Raw genomic sequence first — 16210 nt, forward strand, 5'->3', positions numbered from 1 at the left:
CTTCAAAATGTGGACTTGCGTTGACTCATGGATCTATTACACGCCTGTCTCCGACGAGGTCAAAGGATGACTGCTGCGTGGCCCAAACCCGGTGCTAGTCGCGACTTTGCAATCGGGCGTACCGTTTTCGGTCCGCTTCGGTCATGCCACCCTGGAGATTGGCACTCATCTCAGCACTCATCTCGACGATAGGGGTCGCGGAGTCCATGGGGCGATCATGGCCACCAGGTGCATGTGTCCTCTAATGGCCACTTGAAACTCTTACATACAAGCGAAATGTTCTATATCTTCCGATGTGGTGGTTACCTTCCTGTGGCCGCTGCGCATCCCGGTACGGAGCGCTGACGACTGGAAGGGTTTGCTTCTTTATGGATATTCTCAATCGAAAAGCATTATCTCAGAGTCGATCTCGGACCACCGCGGCATTCGGCGCTGCGGTTCTGGCGCTAGCCATGACGCTCGGCAATGCCGGCGGTATCGCCGCCGCGGACACTGTCCTCGACACCACCATCCCGGTCGCCGCACAGGCTCGCGGGGTGGCGATCTCCCCCGACGGCAGCCGCGCCTACGTAGCGCACGAAACCTATCCCGGCGCTTTGTTGGTGATCGACACCGCCACCAATGCAGTCATCGGCAACCCCATCGAGGTCGGCTCGCGGTCGGTAGGCATGGCGTTCACCCCCGACGGAACCCGCGCTTACGTCACTCACGACACCATTCCTGGCAACGTATCGGTGATCGATACCGCCACCAATGCAAAGGTCGGCGAAGTCGCTATCCCCACCTATTCCAACGGGGTGGCGTTCACCCCCGACGGAACCCGCGCCTACATAACCGCCGTCGAACCTGCCGGGGTCTGGGTGGTCGATACCGCCACCAGCACGGTCATCGGCGGTCCCATACGTATCGACGGGTGGCCCAGCGGGGTGGCAATCACCCCCGACGGCAGCCGCGCCTACGTCAGTCACGAAACCAATTCAGGCTATATATCGGTGATCGACACCGCCAGCAACACCGTCGTCGAAGAGTTCACAGTCGGCGTGCGGCTTCGCAGCGTGGCAATCACCCCCGACGGCAGCCGCGCCTACGTCACCCACGACACCAGCCCCGGCAAGGTGTCGGTGATCGACCTCGCCACCAAGGCAGTCATCGAAGAGATCCCGGTCGGCGCGTATCTTCGTGGGATTGCGATCACCCCCGACGGCGCGCATGCCTACGTCGTCGACAGCAGCCGGCAATTGGTCTCCGTAATCGCGATCGACAAGGCACCCACCCTCGACGGGACACCTCCCACGGGCGCCGTCAACACGCCATACACCCACACCTTCACCGTGACCGGACAACCCGCCCCCACGGTGACCGTCACCGACGGCACATTGCCCGACGGACTCGAACTCAGCGCGGCCGGCGTCCTGTCCGGAACCCCCACCACGGCAGGATCGTTCACTTTCTCGATGACCGCGTCCAACGGCTTCGGTACACCGGCCGTCCTCGCCGATGTGACGATCGAGGTCACCCAGACTCCGCCACCTGCGACCGGACTTCTCGGATCACTCGAGAACTTCGGGTCCTGACCTCGGCGTCCTAGCCTGTTGGATACCAACGCAATACGAATCGCGGCCGCTCATCCCACTCCGGGATGGGCGGCCATCGACATTCGAAAATCCGGCGGTGAACGACGACAAGCTCTGGCCGGCAGGGTCTCCTACTGCACGGACCCGAGGTATCCGGCGGTTCGGCCTTCACCGACTTGAAGTGCGAGAGTCACGAATTGTGCAGGTGGATGGGCGAAGGAATCTTGTTGGAACGGTACGAGCCTCCGCTACGGGTGGGTCGCCACAGTCGCCAGTGTTTCGCGGACAGCCGGAACGGGAGATGGTCTTGTAGGTGACGAGCACCGGACGACAACCGTTCGTCTGCAGGCAGGTTGAGCCACAGAGACAGTGAGGATGCGGCGTTGCCAAGGGTTGCGCGTATGCCCGACTCCCCCAGACGCCGGCCGTATCCGTCGACGGCAAAGCGGCCGAACGCGTCGGGGGTGATGCCGGGGTACGGCGCGCGGGTGTCCGGGTCGATCAGGCGTACGGGCGCGCTGTAGGTCAGTGCCGCCAAAGAACGTCCGTAGGTTGTGACCGCATCTGAACCAACGAGGGCATCGAGCGCTTCGTTGACGGATCCGGCCGCCACGTTCCATTCGGTATGGGTTTGCGCTTTGTGGCGGGGCCCACCGAAGAGCTCGGTAGCGAACGATGACAACTGTGCGGTCGGCTCGGATGGCCCACCCTTGTAGATCTCGAACGTCCACGACGGCAACGACACTGGTTCAGTGCAGGCTTCCAGGAATGTCTGCAGCCGCTGAAATGCATCATCAGGACGCTTGACTCGAAGCGAGTGTGCACCACTGGGCAGCCCGTCGTATGTCACCACCTCGGGCAATGTGATGTCCGGTGTCCGCGCCGTCACAGGTTAGCCAATCGCGAAAGCACTACCCCGGCTGGTTCCTCCGTCGCGTGGCGATAGCCAGTGCCGGCCCACAGGTGCATGCGCTCGGGATCTGCCTGCGCAACAGCGGCTTTGCGCATCGGGTTGGTCAGGTGATGGATGGCCGGATACCCGATGGGCGCTTGTGCGTCGTAGCGATCGATGAACTCGTTCCGAAGTGCTCGTGCAGGACGTCCCGTGAAAGATCTTGTGACGACGGTGCTTCCACGCGACGTCTCGGCCAGAGCTGCCTTGTGCGGAGCCGAAGCGCCGCTCTCCTCGGTGCGCAGCAGTACGGTGCCGACTACCGCGGCTTCGGCTCCAGCACGCAAGGCTGCTGCGACATCCGCTGAGGTCGCCAGTCCACCTGCCGCCAATAGCGGAACAGAGGTGCGATGACGGATTTGTGCGATCAGTTCGGCGATCGGCGTTTCGGCCGGAACCTGCAGGGGAGTGAGCGTTCCGGAGTGACCGCCCGCAGCCGAAGATTGCACGACAAGCAGATCGGCACCGGCGTCGACGGCAAGGAGTGCCTCTGCCTCCGAAGTCACAGTGAGGACGACAATTGAACCGGCAATGCGCAGCGCCTTGATGACGCCGGGTGCGGGAAAGCCGAAGGTGAAGCTGACCATCGGAACCGGGCTGGCCAGAAGCAGATCGATCTTGTCCGCGAAATAGTCGTCGTCTTCGACCGGCTCACCGTCAGCCAATGTGATGTCATAGCGATCCGCCTCAACCTGGATCGCCCTGGCATAGGCACGGTAGGCATCGACGTCGACAGGCACCGGGTTGGGAGCAAAGACGTTGACACCGAACGACACTCCCTCGGCGCGCACGGCGTCGATCTGGTCGGACAGAGCCTGAGGCGTCTTGTACCCGGCGGCGAGGAAGCCGAGCCCGCCTGCCCGAGAAGCAGCAGCTACGAGCGCCGGTGTGGAAGCACCGCCGGCCATAGGTGCCGCGATGATGGGGATCTCGAGATCGAGATCGGTTGTGAGTGCACTCATTCGAACATCTCCACTCCTACGACGGATAGCGCTCCGACCGTTTTCATCATCTGACATCAAAAACTGCCTCCTCATTCGGGGTTACTTTCCGGGGAGCCGCGTCGACATCATGGGGGAATCGGAACCGCAATGCTGCGGCGGCACAGGCAGCGGCCAGGACGATGGCAGCACCGAGTAGCAGTGCGTCGCGGTACCCGTCTCGCAGCAACGGAGTGACGACGAGTGGACCGAGAATCTGACCGACGCTGTATCCAGCGGTCAGCAACGCCACGGCGCGTGGGAACTGCAGGTGCGCGCCGATGGCCAACACGATCGACCCGATACCGAGGAAGGTCACGCCGAACAGAAAAGCGGAGATCAGCGCGGGGCCGACGCCGCCGATCAGAGCAGGCAGCGCTATGCCGACCGCCTGAATCAACAGGGCAGCGAGTAGGAGGGTCGGCCGCGACCAACGCAGGCTGAGCCAGGCCCACAGGGCACACGAGGGAAATGCGGCCAGACCGACCACTATCCAAGCGCCGCTGCCGACCCATTCTGGAGCGGCGAGATCGATTGCGGCAACAAGGAACGTGCCCGCGATGATGTAGCCGATGCCTTCCAGGAAATAACTGATGAACAAGGCAGTGAACCCGCGTTGGGAACTGGGAGTTCCCGGCGCGTCCGGTGTGATGGCCGGACGCGGTTCCGGTGTCAGCCCCCAGGCTACGGCCGCACACACCACTGCCAGGGCCGCGGACGCCAACCAGGCCGTACTCCAGGTGCCGACGAGGCGGACGACGAACACGAGGACACCGGACAAGGCGATACCCAACCCAACTCCGCCGAATCCCCATCCGGCCAGGAATTGGGACTGCCCCCGAAGGTGCGCGTGCAAAGCGCTGACGGCGATCATGAATACGAGCGCACTGGCAATGCCTGCGACGAGTCTCAGGGCGAACCAGATGGATCCGTCGTGGGTAGTGGGCATAAGCGCCAAAGTCGCGATGAGGACCACCAACGACGTACGCATCACCGCTGCCGAGCGCACCACGCCGGGAATGAGGATTCCCGCGAGCGCGCCGATCAGGTACCCGACGTAGTTGGCCGTCGCCAGGGTGGCGCCGAGCGAGGCGGACAGACCGGCCTGCGTGTGCATCAACGGCAGAATCGGTGTGTAGACGAATCGACCGATTCCCATGCTCGCCGCCAGCGCAGCGGCAGCTTGGACAGCGTGCGCTCGCGGGAAGACATCGTTGTGGACTGTGGTCATGGTCTTATCGTGTGCCCCGGCCGCGCCGGACCGCCACGACCGCTTTGCTCCTGACTGATAGGCACAACCTCCCACCGCACGTAGCATCAAGGACCGTGGAACTGCGTCAGCTGAGATATTTCGAGGTCGTCGCCGAGGAACTGCACTTCGGCCGAGCCGCGGCGCGGTTACTGATAGCCGGGCCGTCATTGTCGCAGCAGATCATGGCACTCGAACGCGACCTCGGCGTCAAGCTATTCGTCCGCGACCGCCGTTCCGTCGCTCTGACGCCGGCCGGCTCGGCGCTGCTCCCCGACGTCCGCGCGCTACTCGAGAGAGCCGAGAATCTGCGACGCCGCGCGGAGCGTCTGTCCGGAGCAGAGCCTGTCCGGATCGGCTACGTCAATTGGCTCCCCACGGATCTGATCGCGCGCACTTCAGGGGTCGCGCAACTACACGTCGACGCCTGGGTGGTGCCATCGCACGCGCAGGCCGCGCGGGTGGCGAATGGCAGCCTCGACCTGGCGATCGCCTGGGTGCGGAAAACCGATGTCGCCCAACATGCTCTGAGCGCAAGCCTGCTCGGTGCGGATCGGCTGTACGCCGTCTCCACCGGAGAGGACACCACACCGGTGCGGGCACGCGACGTCGTCGTACTCGTCGACGACGACACCACCTCCTGGTATTCGTGGAACGTCTACGCCGAAGACTTCGCTCGCGATACCGGCGCACAGATCCTGCGCATCAACGACGGTGGTATCACCGGTCCGGCATTCTTCGATCACGTCCGTGCCGTCGGCCGTCCGGTCGTCAACTCACCCAAAGGGCAGACCGTCACGCTGCCAAGCGATCTCACTGCACGTCAGGTGATCGACCCGGCGGCAATCTGGACGTGGTCACTCCTGTGTCGCGAGAACGAAACGCGCCCTGCTGTTCTCGCGGCCGTCGACGCTCTGACCAAGGACGTCGCTGATCTCGGAATCCACGAAGACGGAATATGGCTGCCCATGGACGATCCTTACCGGAGGATTCGATGACACGACGCGCTATTCGAGTTTTCTGGGGACGACGTCCGGAATCGGTGCAGGCCGTGGCCTCCCGGTGGCGCCAAACCTTGGAACAAGTCGAGTTCCTGTTGCCCGAGGCGGTCGGCGGGTCGTGGCAACAGATCCATTCCTCTGGACCTGCTACTGCCGTGACCGTCGACCAGTTGGCACAGGTACTCGAGAACGCGCAGGCCGCCGAAGACTGGTCGGATCGTCTGGGAATCGGATTGAGGCTCGTATCCGGTAGCGGTCCCGATTGGGGACTCGAGTTATCTGGATTAGCCGGTGGCGAACCGGAGATAATTCTTCAGTCGATGGTTCTTGCGGTCAGTACACCGGACACCGCCGAAGTTCCTGAGGCGGAACTACTTCGGATGCTCGCCGCGGTGTGGGAACCGGACTTCGGAGACGTCACCGACGACAACATCCTCGACGCCCTCGAAGACGAGTCCGACTATCGCGTCGGCGATCCCGTGATCGGCCGAGTCGGCTACCTTTCCGCCGCCCGCGCCGGCGCGATCCCCGATGGCCTGAGAGCAGAAATTGCCGCATTACCGGATGGGGGTGTGCTGTTACAGATCGCGGCGGCCGGTGAGGTCGACGCAGTCGTCAGAGCATTCGAGCGTCTCCGCGGCGCCGGGGCGCTCGAACCTCTTCCGCGTCCACTGGATCGGGCAGTCTTCTGATGCCGTTCGCGGCATCATGGACCCTCGCTTCACCCTTCGCGCGTCTACGTGTTCTCGCCGCTCTGCCGCCTGGCAGAAATTACGCCGTGGGGTCGGTAACCGCTTCCCGTTCGGGTATGGGTCTCGACCACTTCGAAGCCCGCTGTAGCCAGAACCCGGCTGAGTTCGGCCACCGGCCATCGATAGCCAGTCGTCGCCGCGTGATCGAAAGGCTCTACGGCTGCGCCTTCGAAGAAACCAACCAGCAACCCACCACCCGGCCGAATCACACGCGCGAACTCGGCGAGCGGCGCCTCGATATCTTGCGGATTGTGGTGGATGAGTGAGTACCAGGACAGCACTCCCCCCAGAGAATCTGCCTCGGCGTCCAATGCCTCGAAGCCCCCGATATCGAAGGAAAGATCTGGGAACTGCGCACGCGCGCGTTCAACGAACTGAGGAACCAGATCAATCCCGCTCACAGCCAGTCCGCACTGGGCCAAGAAGTCCGTCCACTGCCCAGGCCCGCACCCAGCGTCGAGCACGGGACCTGTCAGGCTGGCGGCCCAGCTGGTCACCAGGGCCCGATCGGATGGGTGCGTCGACTCCATCGAGCCGAAGAGATCGGTGTACTCCTGGGATCTAGCCGAATACGACTCTCGGACGATTTCGCGCCGGCCGGCGCTCGAGTTCTCCATACCGTCAATGATCGCCGATCCGTGTAGTGGCCCGAAACAGATTTGAGTTTTACGCCGCGAACACTACCTTCGCAGTAATCGTCGAACTTGCAAATCTTCCTACGGCCCTTAGGATCACACTTCTAGCGCCTCTACTTACCGTCTCCGTTCGCGCCGCCGCCCCGAGCTTCGATAGCCTCGACAGACTTCTTGAACGACTTACCCAACACTTGAGAGCCGAAGAGCCCGAGTACTGATGCCAGGAGCTTTCCCTTGAGGTTCTTCCCGTCGCGGACCACAACTGCATCTACATCGGTTATACCTGTGGGTTGCTGCGTCAGAGTGTAGGTGTGGCCGGACGCGCCACCCCACAAGTTCGAGTCGGTGGTCGTCATCACGACGCGATGCGGGTCAGTCCAGTCGTAGTGCAGTCGTTCCCAGATACCGCCCGAGCCCTCCGTGACATCGGCATCGTGGGGGCCTTCGTGGTGCACTTTGAGGTAGTTGTCTGCGCTGCGGCCGAAGATTTCCTCGCGCCCCGGGCCGAAGTCGGTCAGCCCGGCAAGGACCTGCTCGGGCGTCGCGGTGGTCGTCTGGTGAAGATGGATCGTGGTCATGGCGCCTTCCTTGAACACTTGGATGATCCGCTCCGGTCCAAAAAACCGGGAGGTGACTCATCCAGCACACCATTCTCACGAGCGTTGCGAAAGAGGGAGGTACGGCAACTCGGTCGCCGACCTCGCTGGGAGCGTCGCAACGGGTTCACATCTACTCCAAATGCAGTAGTCGAAGTTGATCCATCTGGACGATTCGCGCCTCGGAAAACCGCGGCATCATCGGTACAGCGTGCAGACAACCCCACCCGAGGAGTGCCCCATGACCGCCGAGATACCCGAAGCGCCGATCCCCGACGCACCCAATGCCCGGCGCTACGAAGGCAGGGTCGTCTTCATCACCGGAGCAGCCCGCGGCCAAGGCCGCGCTGAAGCAGTCCGCTTCGCTGCTGAAGGCGCGGACATCATCGCCCTCGATATCTGTGCAGACTTGCCTACCACCGAATATGACGGCGCCACAACGGAAGACCTCGAAGAAACGGCCCGGCTGGTCGAACAACACGGCCGACGCATCGTCACAAGCATCACCGACATCACCGACTTCGATGCCCTCACAGCCGCAGTCGAACACGGAGTCGGCGAACTGGGCAGGCTCGACGTAGTCGTTGCCAACGCAGGCATGACCACCGCATCCCTGTCCTGGGAAATCGATCTAGATCACTGGCACGCCACCATCGACAACAACTTGCACGGCGCCTTCTACACCGCCAAAGCGACGGTACCGATCTTGATCGAACAGGCGACCGGCGGCGCGATCGTCTTCACCAGCTCGGTCGCCGGACTGAAGGGCCTACCGTTTCTTGCGGACTACGCAGCTGCCAAGCACGGGGTGACAGGTCTCGCGAAGACGATGGCGAACGAACTGGCAAAGTATCGAATTCGCGTCAACACCGTCCATCCCCACGGTGTCGCCACAGGTCTCACCGTCCCCGAACTGCATCAAAAGATGGAGACGCGCCAGGACCTCGGATTGCTGTTCATGGGAAGTCTCCCTGACCAGGTGAGCCAGTCCGAAGACATCGCGGCAGCTGTTGCCTGGATCGCATCCAACGAAGCCCGCCACGTCACCGGTATCCAACTGCCCGTGGACCTAGGACGTACCAACCGCTGACACACGGCGGCGGATCGTTGCGAATCCCCAGCACAGACGAGCGACGATGCCGCGTTCCGCGACGCCTCCCTCTGGGCGGGGAGGAGAATGGCGACTATGTCCTTGCTCGAATTCGAAAACCTCATCCGGCGCCCCTGGTTCCGGCAGGTCGAGGCGCTGGACCGGATAGCTCTGGTGGTCTCGATACTCGCCGTATGCACCGAGGCATTTCGGATGGTGGCCGAATCTGCACCACTCGGTGGGTACGTTGCCATCGCAGTCACTGCACTCGGCGTCGCCATATCGCGGCGCTATGCGTGGGCTGGTCTGACTGTTGTACTGGCAGGGTCCGTGATCGATGCAATCTTCTGGGATCCTTTGGTGCCATGGACTGTTGCGGTCTTCACTGTCTTTTCGCTGACTCTGCGTGGGACCTCCGGGCTGGGCACCGGCCTGGTCGCAGGCTTCGTGGCCTACGCAGCTTCCGTGTACGCCGATTCCGCCGGACTTCTCGACTCTGCCGCTGTTGCGGGATTCGCTTCCGCGATAGCAGCAGCCGCCGCAGGAAACGCTCTCCGCAACCGAGAGCGCTACTGGAAGGCACTCGAGGAACGGGCACTGGATGCGATTGCCACGCGTGAGAGTGAAACGAATCGGCGTGTCGCAGAAGAACGTTTGCGGATCGCGCGCGATCTCCACGACATGGTCGGACATGAAGTTGCCGTAGTGAGTATGAATCTTGGTGTGGCGGAGGTGAATCTGCCTCCGGATTCGGAACGATCTCGGCAGGCGCTCGACGCGGCCCGCGTCGGCGTTTCAGCGGTACTCAACGAGACTCAAAGTATTCTGAATATATTGCGCGGTGATTCGAGCCCCATCGAGGATCAGACCCAACCCGTTCCGGGCGTCGATCAGATTTCCGGACTGATCGATTCCTATCGCCGGATCGGGTTGAACGTCAGTGCCGAAATCGACACAGTTGCAGATAAGTTGGATCCAACTGTCGACGCGGCAACCTATCGGATCGTGCAGGAAGCCTTGACCAACGCGCATCGGCACGGAGACAGTGAGGTCGACCTGACGCTCAGATCCGCAGGCGGTTTCATCGTCGTCGAGGTAGCCAATCGACGCGGCAGTGTCGGATCGAGAGATCGACTGGGAGAAGGCTACGGTTTGGTGGGGATGCGTGAGCGTGCGACATCTGCCGGTGGTGTGCTCGATATCGGAGGCGACGAAACGATGTTCACAGTGAAAGCGACCATACCCACCCAAGGGAGGTCGATCCGGTGATACGGGTAATGATTGTCGACGACCAGGAAATGATTCGCCAAGGGCTGCGTGCCATCCTCGCCGGAAACGACCGTATCGAGGTCGTGACGGATGTCGCCGACGGGTACCAGGCAGTCGAAGTGGCGAGGACCGACCAGATCGACGTCATATTGATGGATATTCGTATGCCGGGCATCGATGGCGTGGAAACGATTCGACGCATCCGCGAGTTCGCGCCGGCAGAGACGGTCAAAATTATCGTTCTGACAACCTTCGATCACGATGCGACAGTGCTGGCAGCACTGCAAGCCGGGGCCAACGGGTTCCTGAGCAAAGCTGTCAGTCCCACCGAACTAGCCACTGGTATCGAAGCAGTAGCCAGTGGTGGTGGCGCACTGTCGGGTTCGGCTGCAGCGTCGGTAATCAGCCGAGTCTCCGAACAACCCGTGCGCACAGTGGACGCGGCGCTGGCTGCTCGGTTCTCTGCGCTGACTCCTCGTGAGCGCGAGGTGGTAATCGCCGCAGCTGCAGGCAAGAGCAATACCGAGATTGCGTCCGACATGTTCCTGTCTCCGTTCACCGTGAAGACTCATGCGGGCCGCGCGATGATCAAGGTGGGCGCCCGGGATCGTGCCCAGTTGATTGTATTTGCCTATCAGGCTGGGTTGGTCGCCTGATCGCGTGTTGGGCTGCCTGCCCCGGCCGGTGTACTTCATTTGCAGTAGTTTTTTCGGTCTCGATGGACGACGACGTTGGGCCGTTTCCCAGGGAAACTGAAACAGTCCACTTCGCATGAGTTGTTGCGTGCGAACTGTTTTCACTTTCTTGTCAGGAGAATCATGCCCCTCGTACTAGCGTGGATAGGGCGATTCAGCGCCCGCCACCGACTTCTTGTCGTCCTCGCGTGGCTACTCGCGCTTTTTGCGCTGGCGGGCGTATTGGTCTCGGGTGGGTCGTCGGAGGAGAGCGCGTCGGCGTCGATTCCCGATACCCGGGCTTCACAGGCCATGGAGGTGATGAACCAGAAGTTCCCGTCCACCGGCCAGCCCGAAAGAGCTCCGGGCACTGTGCAGTTGGTGATGCAGACAACCGGCGGCGCGAGCGTGACGGATACCGATGTGCGCACTCAGATCGACGGTCTACTCGACTCTGCATCGACTGTCGCGGATGTCGTCACAGTCAGCGACCCGTTCGACTCGTCGAACCCATTCGTTTCAGCGGACATGACGACCGCCGTCTCGACTGTCATTTTCGCTGCGATGGACGAAGATCAGCAACATGCCGCATATGACGCCATTTTGGCAGTCGCGGACACCGCTCCGAACACCCTGGTGGCAGAGGTCGGTGGGCAACTCTTCGAACCCGCGACCTCGGTAGGCGGCATCGGCGAAATTGCCGGCGTCCTTGTGGCATTCGTCGTTCTGTTTCTCACCTTCGGTTCCCTTCTTGCCGCGGGCGCGAACATGCTCGTTGCGCTCAGCGGCGTCGCCGTCGGCACCTTGGGGGTCCTCGCCTACGGCACCATCAGCCCGATCGAACCGACCACCATCACCTTGGGCACCATGCTCGGCTTGGCAGTAGGCATCGACTACAGCCTGTTCATCCTCACAAGATTCCGCGCCGAACTACGCGATGGTCACAGCATCGAGAAGGCTGTCGGCCGGGCAGTCGGCACGGCCGGAACCGCAGTCGTGTTCGCCGGCCTGACCGTCATCATCGCATTGGCCGGCCTGCGCGTGGTCGGGATCAGCTTCATCACCGACATGGGCATGGGTGGTGCATTCGGAGTTCTTGTCGCAGTACTGATGTCGCTGACCTTATTGCCGGTGCTGATGCGCACGCTCGGCCTGCGGGCGCTGCCGCGCAAGGAACGCCACATTGTCGCAGCTGTGCCTGCCGTCGCGTCACATGCTGCTGACGAAAAGCGCAGTAGTAACGCATTTTTCGCAGCATGGGTCGGATTCCTGGTGCGGCGTCCGGTGATCTCGATCGTCGCCGGCATCGGTGTCCTACTGATCGTGGCCATTCCGCTGCTCGGGATGAAAACCGCGCAGAACGTTCCCGGTGGCCTTGATCCTTCGTCTACGCAGCGTCACGCCTACGATCTGATCGTCGAAGAATTCGGCGGCATCCAAAGTCCGCTGATGGTGATCGCCGAAGGCGACAACGCAACGAATACCGCTGCGGTGCAAGAGCAACTCACCAACCTCGACGGTGTACAGAGTGTTGATCCGGGCGTGCTCAGTGAAGACGGAACCGCGGCACTATTCCGCCTCGTGCCGACGGGTGGCCCTATCGACGAGAGCACCGAGAAGCTGGTCGACAACATTCGGGACCGGGCAGACATGGCGCCTGGTGTTCACCTCGAAGTGACCGGTGAGACCGCAATCGGCATCGACATGGACGCCGCACTGCACCAAGCGTTGATCAAATACGTCGTGGTGATCGTCCTTCTGTCCTTCGTACTACTGACCATCATGTTCCGATCCCTACTCGTACCGTTGATCGCCACACTCGGATACTTGCTCTCGGTCGGCGCCGCCTTCGGCGGCAGCGTCGCAGTGTTCCAGTGGGGCTGGTTGGATGCGATCATCCCTGCACCGCAAGGTGATCCGATGCTCAGCGTCCTGCCGATCATCCTCGTGGGAGTGCTGTTCGGGCTGGCCATGGACTACCAGGTGTTCCTGGTCTCCCGCATCCAGGAAATGCACAGCCGCGGAATGTCGCCCAAGGACGCGGTGATATCCGGCTTCAAGACATCCGGACCGGTTCTCGTTGCGGCAGCAGCGATCATGGTGTTCGTGTTCGCCGGTTTTGCCACCAGCACCATGGCGGTCGCGGCGTCGATCGCATTCGGGCTTGTCGTCGGAGTCCTCGCGGACGCTTTCATCGTGCGTATGATCTTGATGCCCGCGATGCTTGCGCTGCTGGGCAAGAGCGCATGGTGGCTCCCGCGCTGGCTGGACAAGATCATTCCCGACCTCGATATCGAGGGCCGCGCACTCGACGAGCACCCCGACGCGAAGTCCGAAGGAAATTCACAGCCCACAGCTGTACTGGTTCCGTGACAAGTCTTGATTGACACGATGTTTCGTGGGGGCGGCACGTAGCCGCCCCCTGGAAACTCGTTCACTCTCCCCCACTAGGTCGACGGGCGAGAGCCACTGCGCATCCAGGAGGAAGCAATGGAAGGCGATGTCGTGCGAATAACAAACTTACTCAGCGCAATTCAGCAAGTCGAGCTATCGCTGGAGGAACTGAAAGACGCGGCTGATCTCTACGTCGCCGGTCCGACTCCGAGCAGTTCGGCGTTTCTCGAACTGACCCGCGCGCAATTGGTCCTCGCCGCGCTGGAAGTACCACTTATCGAGTGAATGTCGAGAAGGCGCAGTCTGATCCTGCGCCAATACAACACTTGGCCGATCCCTGACAAGTCCCACCGCCCTTGGGCCACAAGGTCGACCAGACCAACGGACACCTCCGACGGCGTCGTCACCGACAGCAAAGGCAATGCCGGCCGACAGACTCCGCGGGGTCGGCTTTGCGATCAATGCGGCAGGAGAGCGGCCACCTGGCCCCTGATGTCCTCCTCGATCTCATCGACACCACGAGCCATATTGATCGTTGCCGCCATCGCAAGAAACATGATCGCCGAGACGACGTGCGCCAGCGTCGCGGTATCGGCTTCACCGACCCGTCCGCCTCGGCGCAGCACGCCTGCGATGGCTTCCTCGGTCTGGCCGACGATGTTGAGCGCTTCCGCGTGGTGCGGTTCGTCGGGGTTACCGAAGACCATCTCTCGCAAGTAGGTGCGCCCGTTGTCGATCTGGGTGCGGTTGCATCGCACGATCGGTCGGACGATCGCCATCACCGCCTCGAGTACGTCGGGGATGTTTTCGGCATCTGTACGACCCCGCTCGAGTGCGCCGCTGTAGTTCGCGTTCTGCACAAGTAGGAGCAATTCGCCCTTCGTCTTGGCATACAGGAACACCGTCCCTGTCCCGACGTCGGCTTTCTCGGCGATCTGTTGGGTGGTGACCTCGTCGACGCCGTACTCGGCGAAGAGTTCACTGGCAGCGGCTGTGATGCGGTCGAGTTTCTGCTGCTTGTTTCGCTCGCGCCGTCCGGCTGGCTGGGGAACGGATGACATGACGGATATCCTTCGGAATAAATTATGAGTACATTCAGTTCTGAGTAGAGTCACTATTGATGCGGTTCAGGTGTTCATCTCGATCGTCCCACGAGAAGTCACATCTGCTTCGCGCCGGTGACCTACCTGGCCGGCCGATCAACCTAAGGAACACCCAACTCATGACCTCACCTTCACTCTGGCAGCCGTTCACTCTCGGGCGCGTCGAACTTCCGCACAGACTCGCCTTGGCGCCGATGACCCGCAACCGGGCAAATCCGGACGGCACCCCTGGCCCGCTCGTAGCGACCTACTACGGCCAGCGCGCCTCGCTCGGACTGGTCATCACCGAGGGCACCCAGCCCTCCGACGACGGCCAGGGTTACCCGAACACACCGGGGATTTACACCCCGGCACATATCGAGGGCTGGTCGAATGTCGCTGACGCGGTCCATGCCGAACGCGGGGCGTTGTTCATCCAGCTGATGCACGCTGGCCGGATGTCGCACCCCGACAACACAACACACCACCGCCAGCCGGTAGCGCCGTCGGCCATCTCTGCCGATCAGGACATGTTCACCGCAACAGGTCCGCAGAAAACTCCGGTGCCGCGAGAGCTGAGCACCGCGGACATCGAAACCACGATCGCAGATTTCCGTCACGCCGCCGCCTCCGCAATCGCGGCCGGTGCCGACGGCGTGGAAATTCACGGCGCGAACGGCTACCTGCTGCACCAATTCCTCTCTCCGAACTCGAACCACCGCGCTGATCAGTACGGCGGATCGGTGGAAAACCGGTCCCGCTTCGTGATCGAGGTCGCCGCAGCCGTAGCGGAGGAGATCGGAGCCGACCGGGTGGGGATCCGTCTGTCGCCGTCGATGCCCCTCGGCGGCATCGACGAAGGCGATGTCGAAAGCGTCCGCGCCCAATACCGGCACTTGGTCGGAGAACTCGCGACACTGAACCTGGCCTATCTTCACGTGCACCATGTCGGTGACGACGAACTACTCCGATCACTGCGCGATGTGTGGCCGACTGCGGTACTCGTGGTGCGCTACGGACGGACGCGGGAGCAGATCGCCGACGACATCGACGCCGACCTGGCCGATATCGCGCCACTGGGACAGTTCGCGCTGGCAAACCCCGACGTCGTCGAACGCCTGCGCAACGATGCCCCGCTCAACGATGTGGACCCGACCACGCTCTACGGCGGTGGCGAAACGGGGTATACCGACTACCCGACACTCGCGCGCGTCTGACCACCATCCTCGCAACAGAAAGAGCCTGACATGCCTTCACTCAACGGATCCGTCGTCTTCGTCACCGGAGCGAACGGCGGCATCGGCACTCACTTCGTCCGCGAAGCTCTTGCCCGCGGCGCGTCGAAGGTTTACGCCACCGCGCGCACACCTCGTACGTGGGATGACGAGCGGATCGTCCCCCTCACCCTCGACGTCACCGATCCCGCGTCCATCCAGGCCGCCGTCGCCGCCGCACCGGACGTGACCGTTCTGATCAACAACGCCGGCGCCTCGCCGTCCAGCCCAGGCATCCTCACCCACACCGATGAGGAGATCCGCACCAACGTCGAGACCAACTTCCTCGGCCCCCTCTTCCTTGCCCGCGCTTTTGCCCCGGTCCTTGCTGCCAAGGACGAGTCGGTCATCATCGATATCCACTCGCTACTGAGCTGGTACGCCGTCGCCGGCATTTACAGCGCCACCAAGGCAGCTTTGTGGTCGGCGACCAATTCCCTGCGACTCGAACTCGCACCTGCGGGTGTGCATGTCGTCGGGGTACACGTCGGCTACGTCGACACCCCCATGGCTGCGAACTCCACTGATCCCAAGACACAGCCCGCGGATCTTGTGCGCACTGTGTTCGACGCAGTCGAGGCCGGCGAGTACGAAGTCCTTGCCGACGAAGCCTCCGCTCAGGTCAAGTCGGGACTCAGCGCACCCATCGAAGCGCTCTACCCCCAGCTCAAGGCCACCGAAGCCTGAA

At 62.2% G+C, this 16210-nt stretch carries 16 protein-coding genes; 10 read left to right on the top strand and 6 right to left on the bottom strand.

Annotated elements, in window-relative coordinates; translation table 11 throughout:
- Positions 1–368 precede the first annotated feature (368 nt).
- Complete coding sequence (locus tag CJ178_RS19835; protein ID WP_179300782.1) at positions 369–1574, top strand: hypothetical protein; 1206 nt, start codon at positions 369–371, stop codon at positions 1572–1574.
- A 190-nt stretch (positions 1575–1764) separates the two neighbouring features.
- Here the strand turns inward: CJ178_RS19835 and CJ178_RS19840 are convergent, their stop codons facing one another.
- From CJ178_RS19840 to CJ178_RS19850, 3 genes are read right to left on the bottom strand one after another with little or no spacing between them, the layout of a single operon-like run.
- Positions 1765–2463 carry a hypothetical protein gene (locus tag CJ178_RS19840; RefSeq protein ID WP_095887458.1) on the bottom strand — a complete coding sequence of 233 codons (699 nt, stop codon included), beginning with the start codon at positions 2461–2463 and terminating at the stop codon, positions 1765–1767.
- Positions 2460–3488 carry an NAD(P)H-dependent flavin oxidoreductase gene (locus tag CJ178_RS19845; protein ID WP_095887459.1) on the bottom strand — a complete coding sequence of 343 codons (1029 nt, stop codon included), beginning with the start codon at positions 3486–3488 and terminating at the stop codon, positions 2460–2462. The genes CJ178_RS19840 and CJ178_RS19845 overlap by 4 nt, the downstream gene beginning before the upstream one ends.
- A gap of 46 nt (positions 3489–3534) precedes the next feature.
- On the bottom strand, positions 3535–4737 hold the full coding sequence (locus CJ178_RS19850) for a YbfB/YjiJ family MFS transporter (RefSeq protein ID WP_095888063.1): 1203 nt from the start codon (positions 4735–4737) through the stop codon (positions 3535–3537).
- A 95-nt stretch (positions 4738–4832) separates the two neighbouring features.
- Between CJ178_RS19850 and CJ178_RS19855 the strand changes: the two genes are divergently transcribed.
- Together CJ178_RS19855 and CJ178_RS19860 are read left to right on the top strand one after the other, a co-directional pair.
- Positions 4833–5753, top strand: a complete 921-nt coding sequence (locus CJ178_RS19855) for a LysR family transcriptional regulator (RefSeq protein ID WP_095887460.1) — start codon at positions 4833–4835, stop codon at positions 5751–5753.
- Positions 5750–6448, top strand: a complete 699-nt coding sequence (locus tag CJ178_RS19860; protein WP_095887461.1) for a hypothetical protein — start codon at positions 5750–5752, stop codon at positions 6446–6448. Before CJ178_RS19855 ends, CJ178_RS19860 begins: the two co-directional genes overlap by 4 nt.
- Positions 6449–6492: 44 nt before the next feature.
- On the opposite strand, the gene CJ178_RS19865 is transcribed toward CJ178_RS19860, so the two are convergent.
- Positions 6493–7125 carry a class I SAM-dependent methyltransferase gene (locus CJ178_RS19865; RefSeq protein WP_179300783.1) on the bottom strand — a complete coding sequence of 211 codons (633 nt, stop codon included), beginning with the start codon at positions 7123–7125 and terminating at the stop codon, positions 6493–6495.
- Positions 7126–7256: 131 nt separating this feature from the next.
- Entirely contained in the window at positions 7257–7721 is a 465-nt protein-coding gene (locus CJ178_RS19870; RefSeq protein ID WP_033233906.1) for a hypothetical protein, read from the bottom strand.
- Positions 7722–7980: 259 nt separating this feature from the next.
- Here CJ178_RS19870 and CJ178_RS19875 point away from each other — a divergent pair, with 259 nt between their 5' ends.
- From CJ178_RS19875 to CJ178_RS32825, 5 genes are all read left to right on the top strand, one after another.
- Positions 7981–8829 carry a mycofactocin-coupled SDR family oxidoreductase gene (locus CJ178_RS19875; protein WP_095888064.1) on the top strand — a complete coding sequence of 283 codons (849 nt, stop codon included), beginning with the start codon at positions 7981–7983 and terminating at the stop codon, positions 8827–8829.
- A 96-nt stretch (positions 8830–8925) separates the two neighbouring features.
- Positions 8926–10098, top strand: a complete 1173-nt coding sequence (locus CJ178_RS19880) for a sensor histidine kinase (RefSeq protein ID WP_179300784.1) — start codon at positions 8926–8928, stop codon at positions 10096–10098.
- An 8-nt stretch (positions 10099–10106) separates the two neighbouring features.
- Complete coding sequence (locus tag CJ178_RS19885) at positions 10107–10754, top strand: response regulator transcription factor (protein ID WP_202026459.1); 648 nt, start codon at positions 10107–10109, stop codon at positions 10752–10754.
- Positions 10755–10916: 162 nt separating this feature from the next.
- Entirely contained in the window at positions 10917–13145 is a 2229-nt protein-coding gene (locus CJ178_RS19890; RefSeq protein WP_095887464.1) for an MMPL family transporter, read from the top strand.
- A gap of 132 nt (positions 13146–13277) precedes the next feature.
- Entirely contained in the window at positions 13278–13451 is a 174-nt protein-coding gene (locus CJ178_RS32825) for a hypothetical protein (protein ID WP_179300785.1), read from the top strand.
- A gap of 173 nt (positions 13452–13624) precedes the next feature.
- Here the strand turns inward: CJ178_RS32825 and CJ178_RS19900 are convergent, their stop codons facing one another.
- Complete coding sequence (locus CJ178_RS19900) at positions 13625–14227, bottom strand: TetR/AcrR family transcriptional regulator (RefSeq protein WP_095887466.1); 603 nt, start codon at positions 14225–14227, stop codon at positions 13625–13627.
- A 161-nt stretch (positions 14228–14388) separates the two neighbouring features.
- On the opposite strand from CJ178_RS19900, the gene CJ178_RS19905 reads away from it, so the two are divergent.
- Both CJ178_RS19905 and CJ178_RS19910 read left to right on the top strand, forming a co-directional pair.
- Positions 14389–15465 (top strand): alkene reductase, encoded by a 1077-nt coding sequence (locus CJ178_RS19905; protein WP_095887467.1) that lies wholly within the window; start codon positions 14389–14391, stop codon positions 15463–15465.
- Positions 15466–15495: 30 nt separating this feature from the next.
- Positions 15496–16209, top strand: coding sequence for an SDR family oxidoreductase (locus CJ178_RS19910; RefSeq protein ID WP_095887468.1), 714 nt, complete (start codon positions 15496–15498; stop codon positions 16207–16209).
- Position 16210 lies beyond the last annotated feature (1 nt).

Source organism: Rhodococcus sp. ACPA4 (assembly GCF_002300185.1).
Lineage (GTDB): Bacteria > Actinomycetota > Actinomycetes > Mycobacteriales > Mycobacteriaceae > Rhodococcus_F > Rhodococcus_F globerula.

Coding starts and splice junctions, on each gene's coding strand:
- CJ178_RS19835 (WP_179300782.1), top strand. CDS start 369: ATGGATATTCTCAATCGAAAAGCATTATCTCAGAGTCGATCTCGGACC.
- CJ178_RS19845 (WP_095887459.1), bottom strand. CDS start 3,488: ATGAGTGCACTCACAACCGATCTCGATCTCGAGATCCCCATCATCGCG.
- CJ178_RS19850 (WP_095888063.1), bottom strand. CDS start 4,737: ATGACCACAGTCCACAACGATGTCTTCCCGCGAGCGCACGCTGTCCAA.
- CJ178_RS19860 (WP_095887461.1), top strand. CDS start 5,750: ATGACACGACGCGCTATTCGAGTTTTCTGGGGACGACGTCCGGAATCG.
- CJ178_RS19865 (WP_179300783.1), bottom strand. CDS start 7,125: ATGGAGAACTCGAGCGCCGGCCGGCGCGAAATCGTCCGAGAGTCGTAT.
- CJ178_RS19870 (WP_033233906.1), bottom strand. CDS start 7,721: ATGACCACGATCCATCTTCACCAGACGACCACCGCGACGCCCGAGCAG.
- CJ178_RS19875 (WP_095888064.1), top strand. CDS start 7,981: ATGACCGCCGAGATACCCGAAGCGCCGATCCCCGACGCACCCAATGCC.
- CJ178_RS19880 (WP_179300784.1), top strand. CDS start 8,926: ATGTCCTTGCTCGAATTCGAAAACCTCATCCGGCGCCCCTGGTTCCGG.
- CJ178_RS19885 (WP_202026459.1), top strand. CDS start 10,107: ATGATTGTCGACGACCAGGAAATGATTCGCCAAGGGCTGCGTGCCATC.
- CJ178_RS19890 (WP_095887464.1), top strand. CDS start 10,917: ATGCCCCTCGTACTAGCGTGGATAGGGCGATTCAGCGCCCGCCACCGA.
- CJ178_RS19900 (WP_095887466.1), bottom strand. CDS start 14,227: ATGTCATCCGTTCCCCAGCCAGCCGGACGGCGCGAGCGAAACAAGCAG.
- CJ178_RS19905 (WP_095887467.1), top strand. CDS start 14,389: ATGACCTCACCTTCACTCTGGCAGCCGTTCACTCTCGGGCGCGTCGAA.
- CJ178_RS19910 (WP_095887468.1), top strand. CDS start 15,496: ATGCCTTCACTCAACGGATCCGTCGTCTTCGTCACCGGAGCGAACGGC.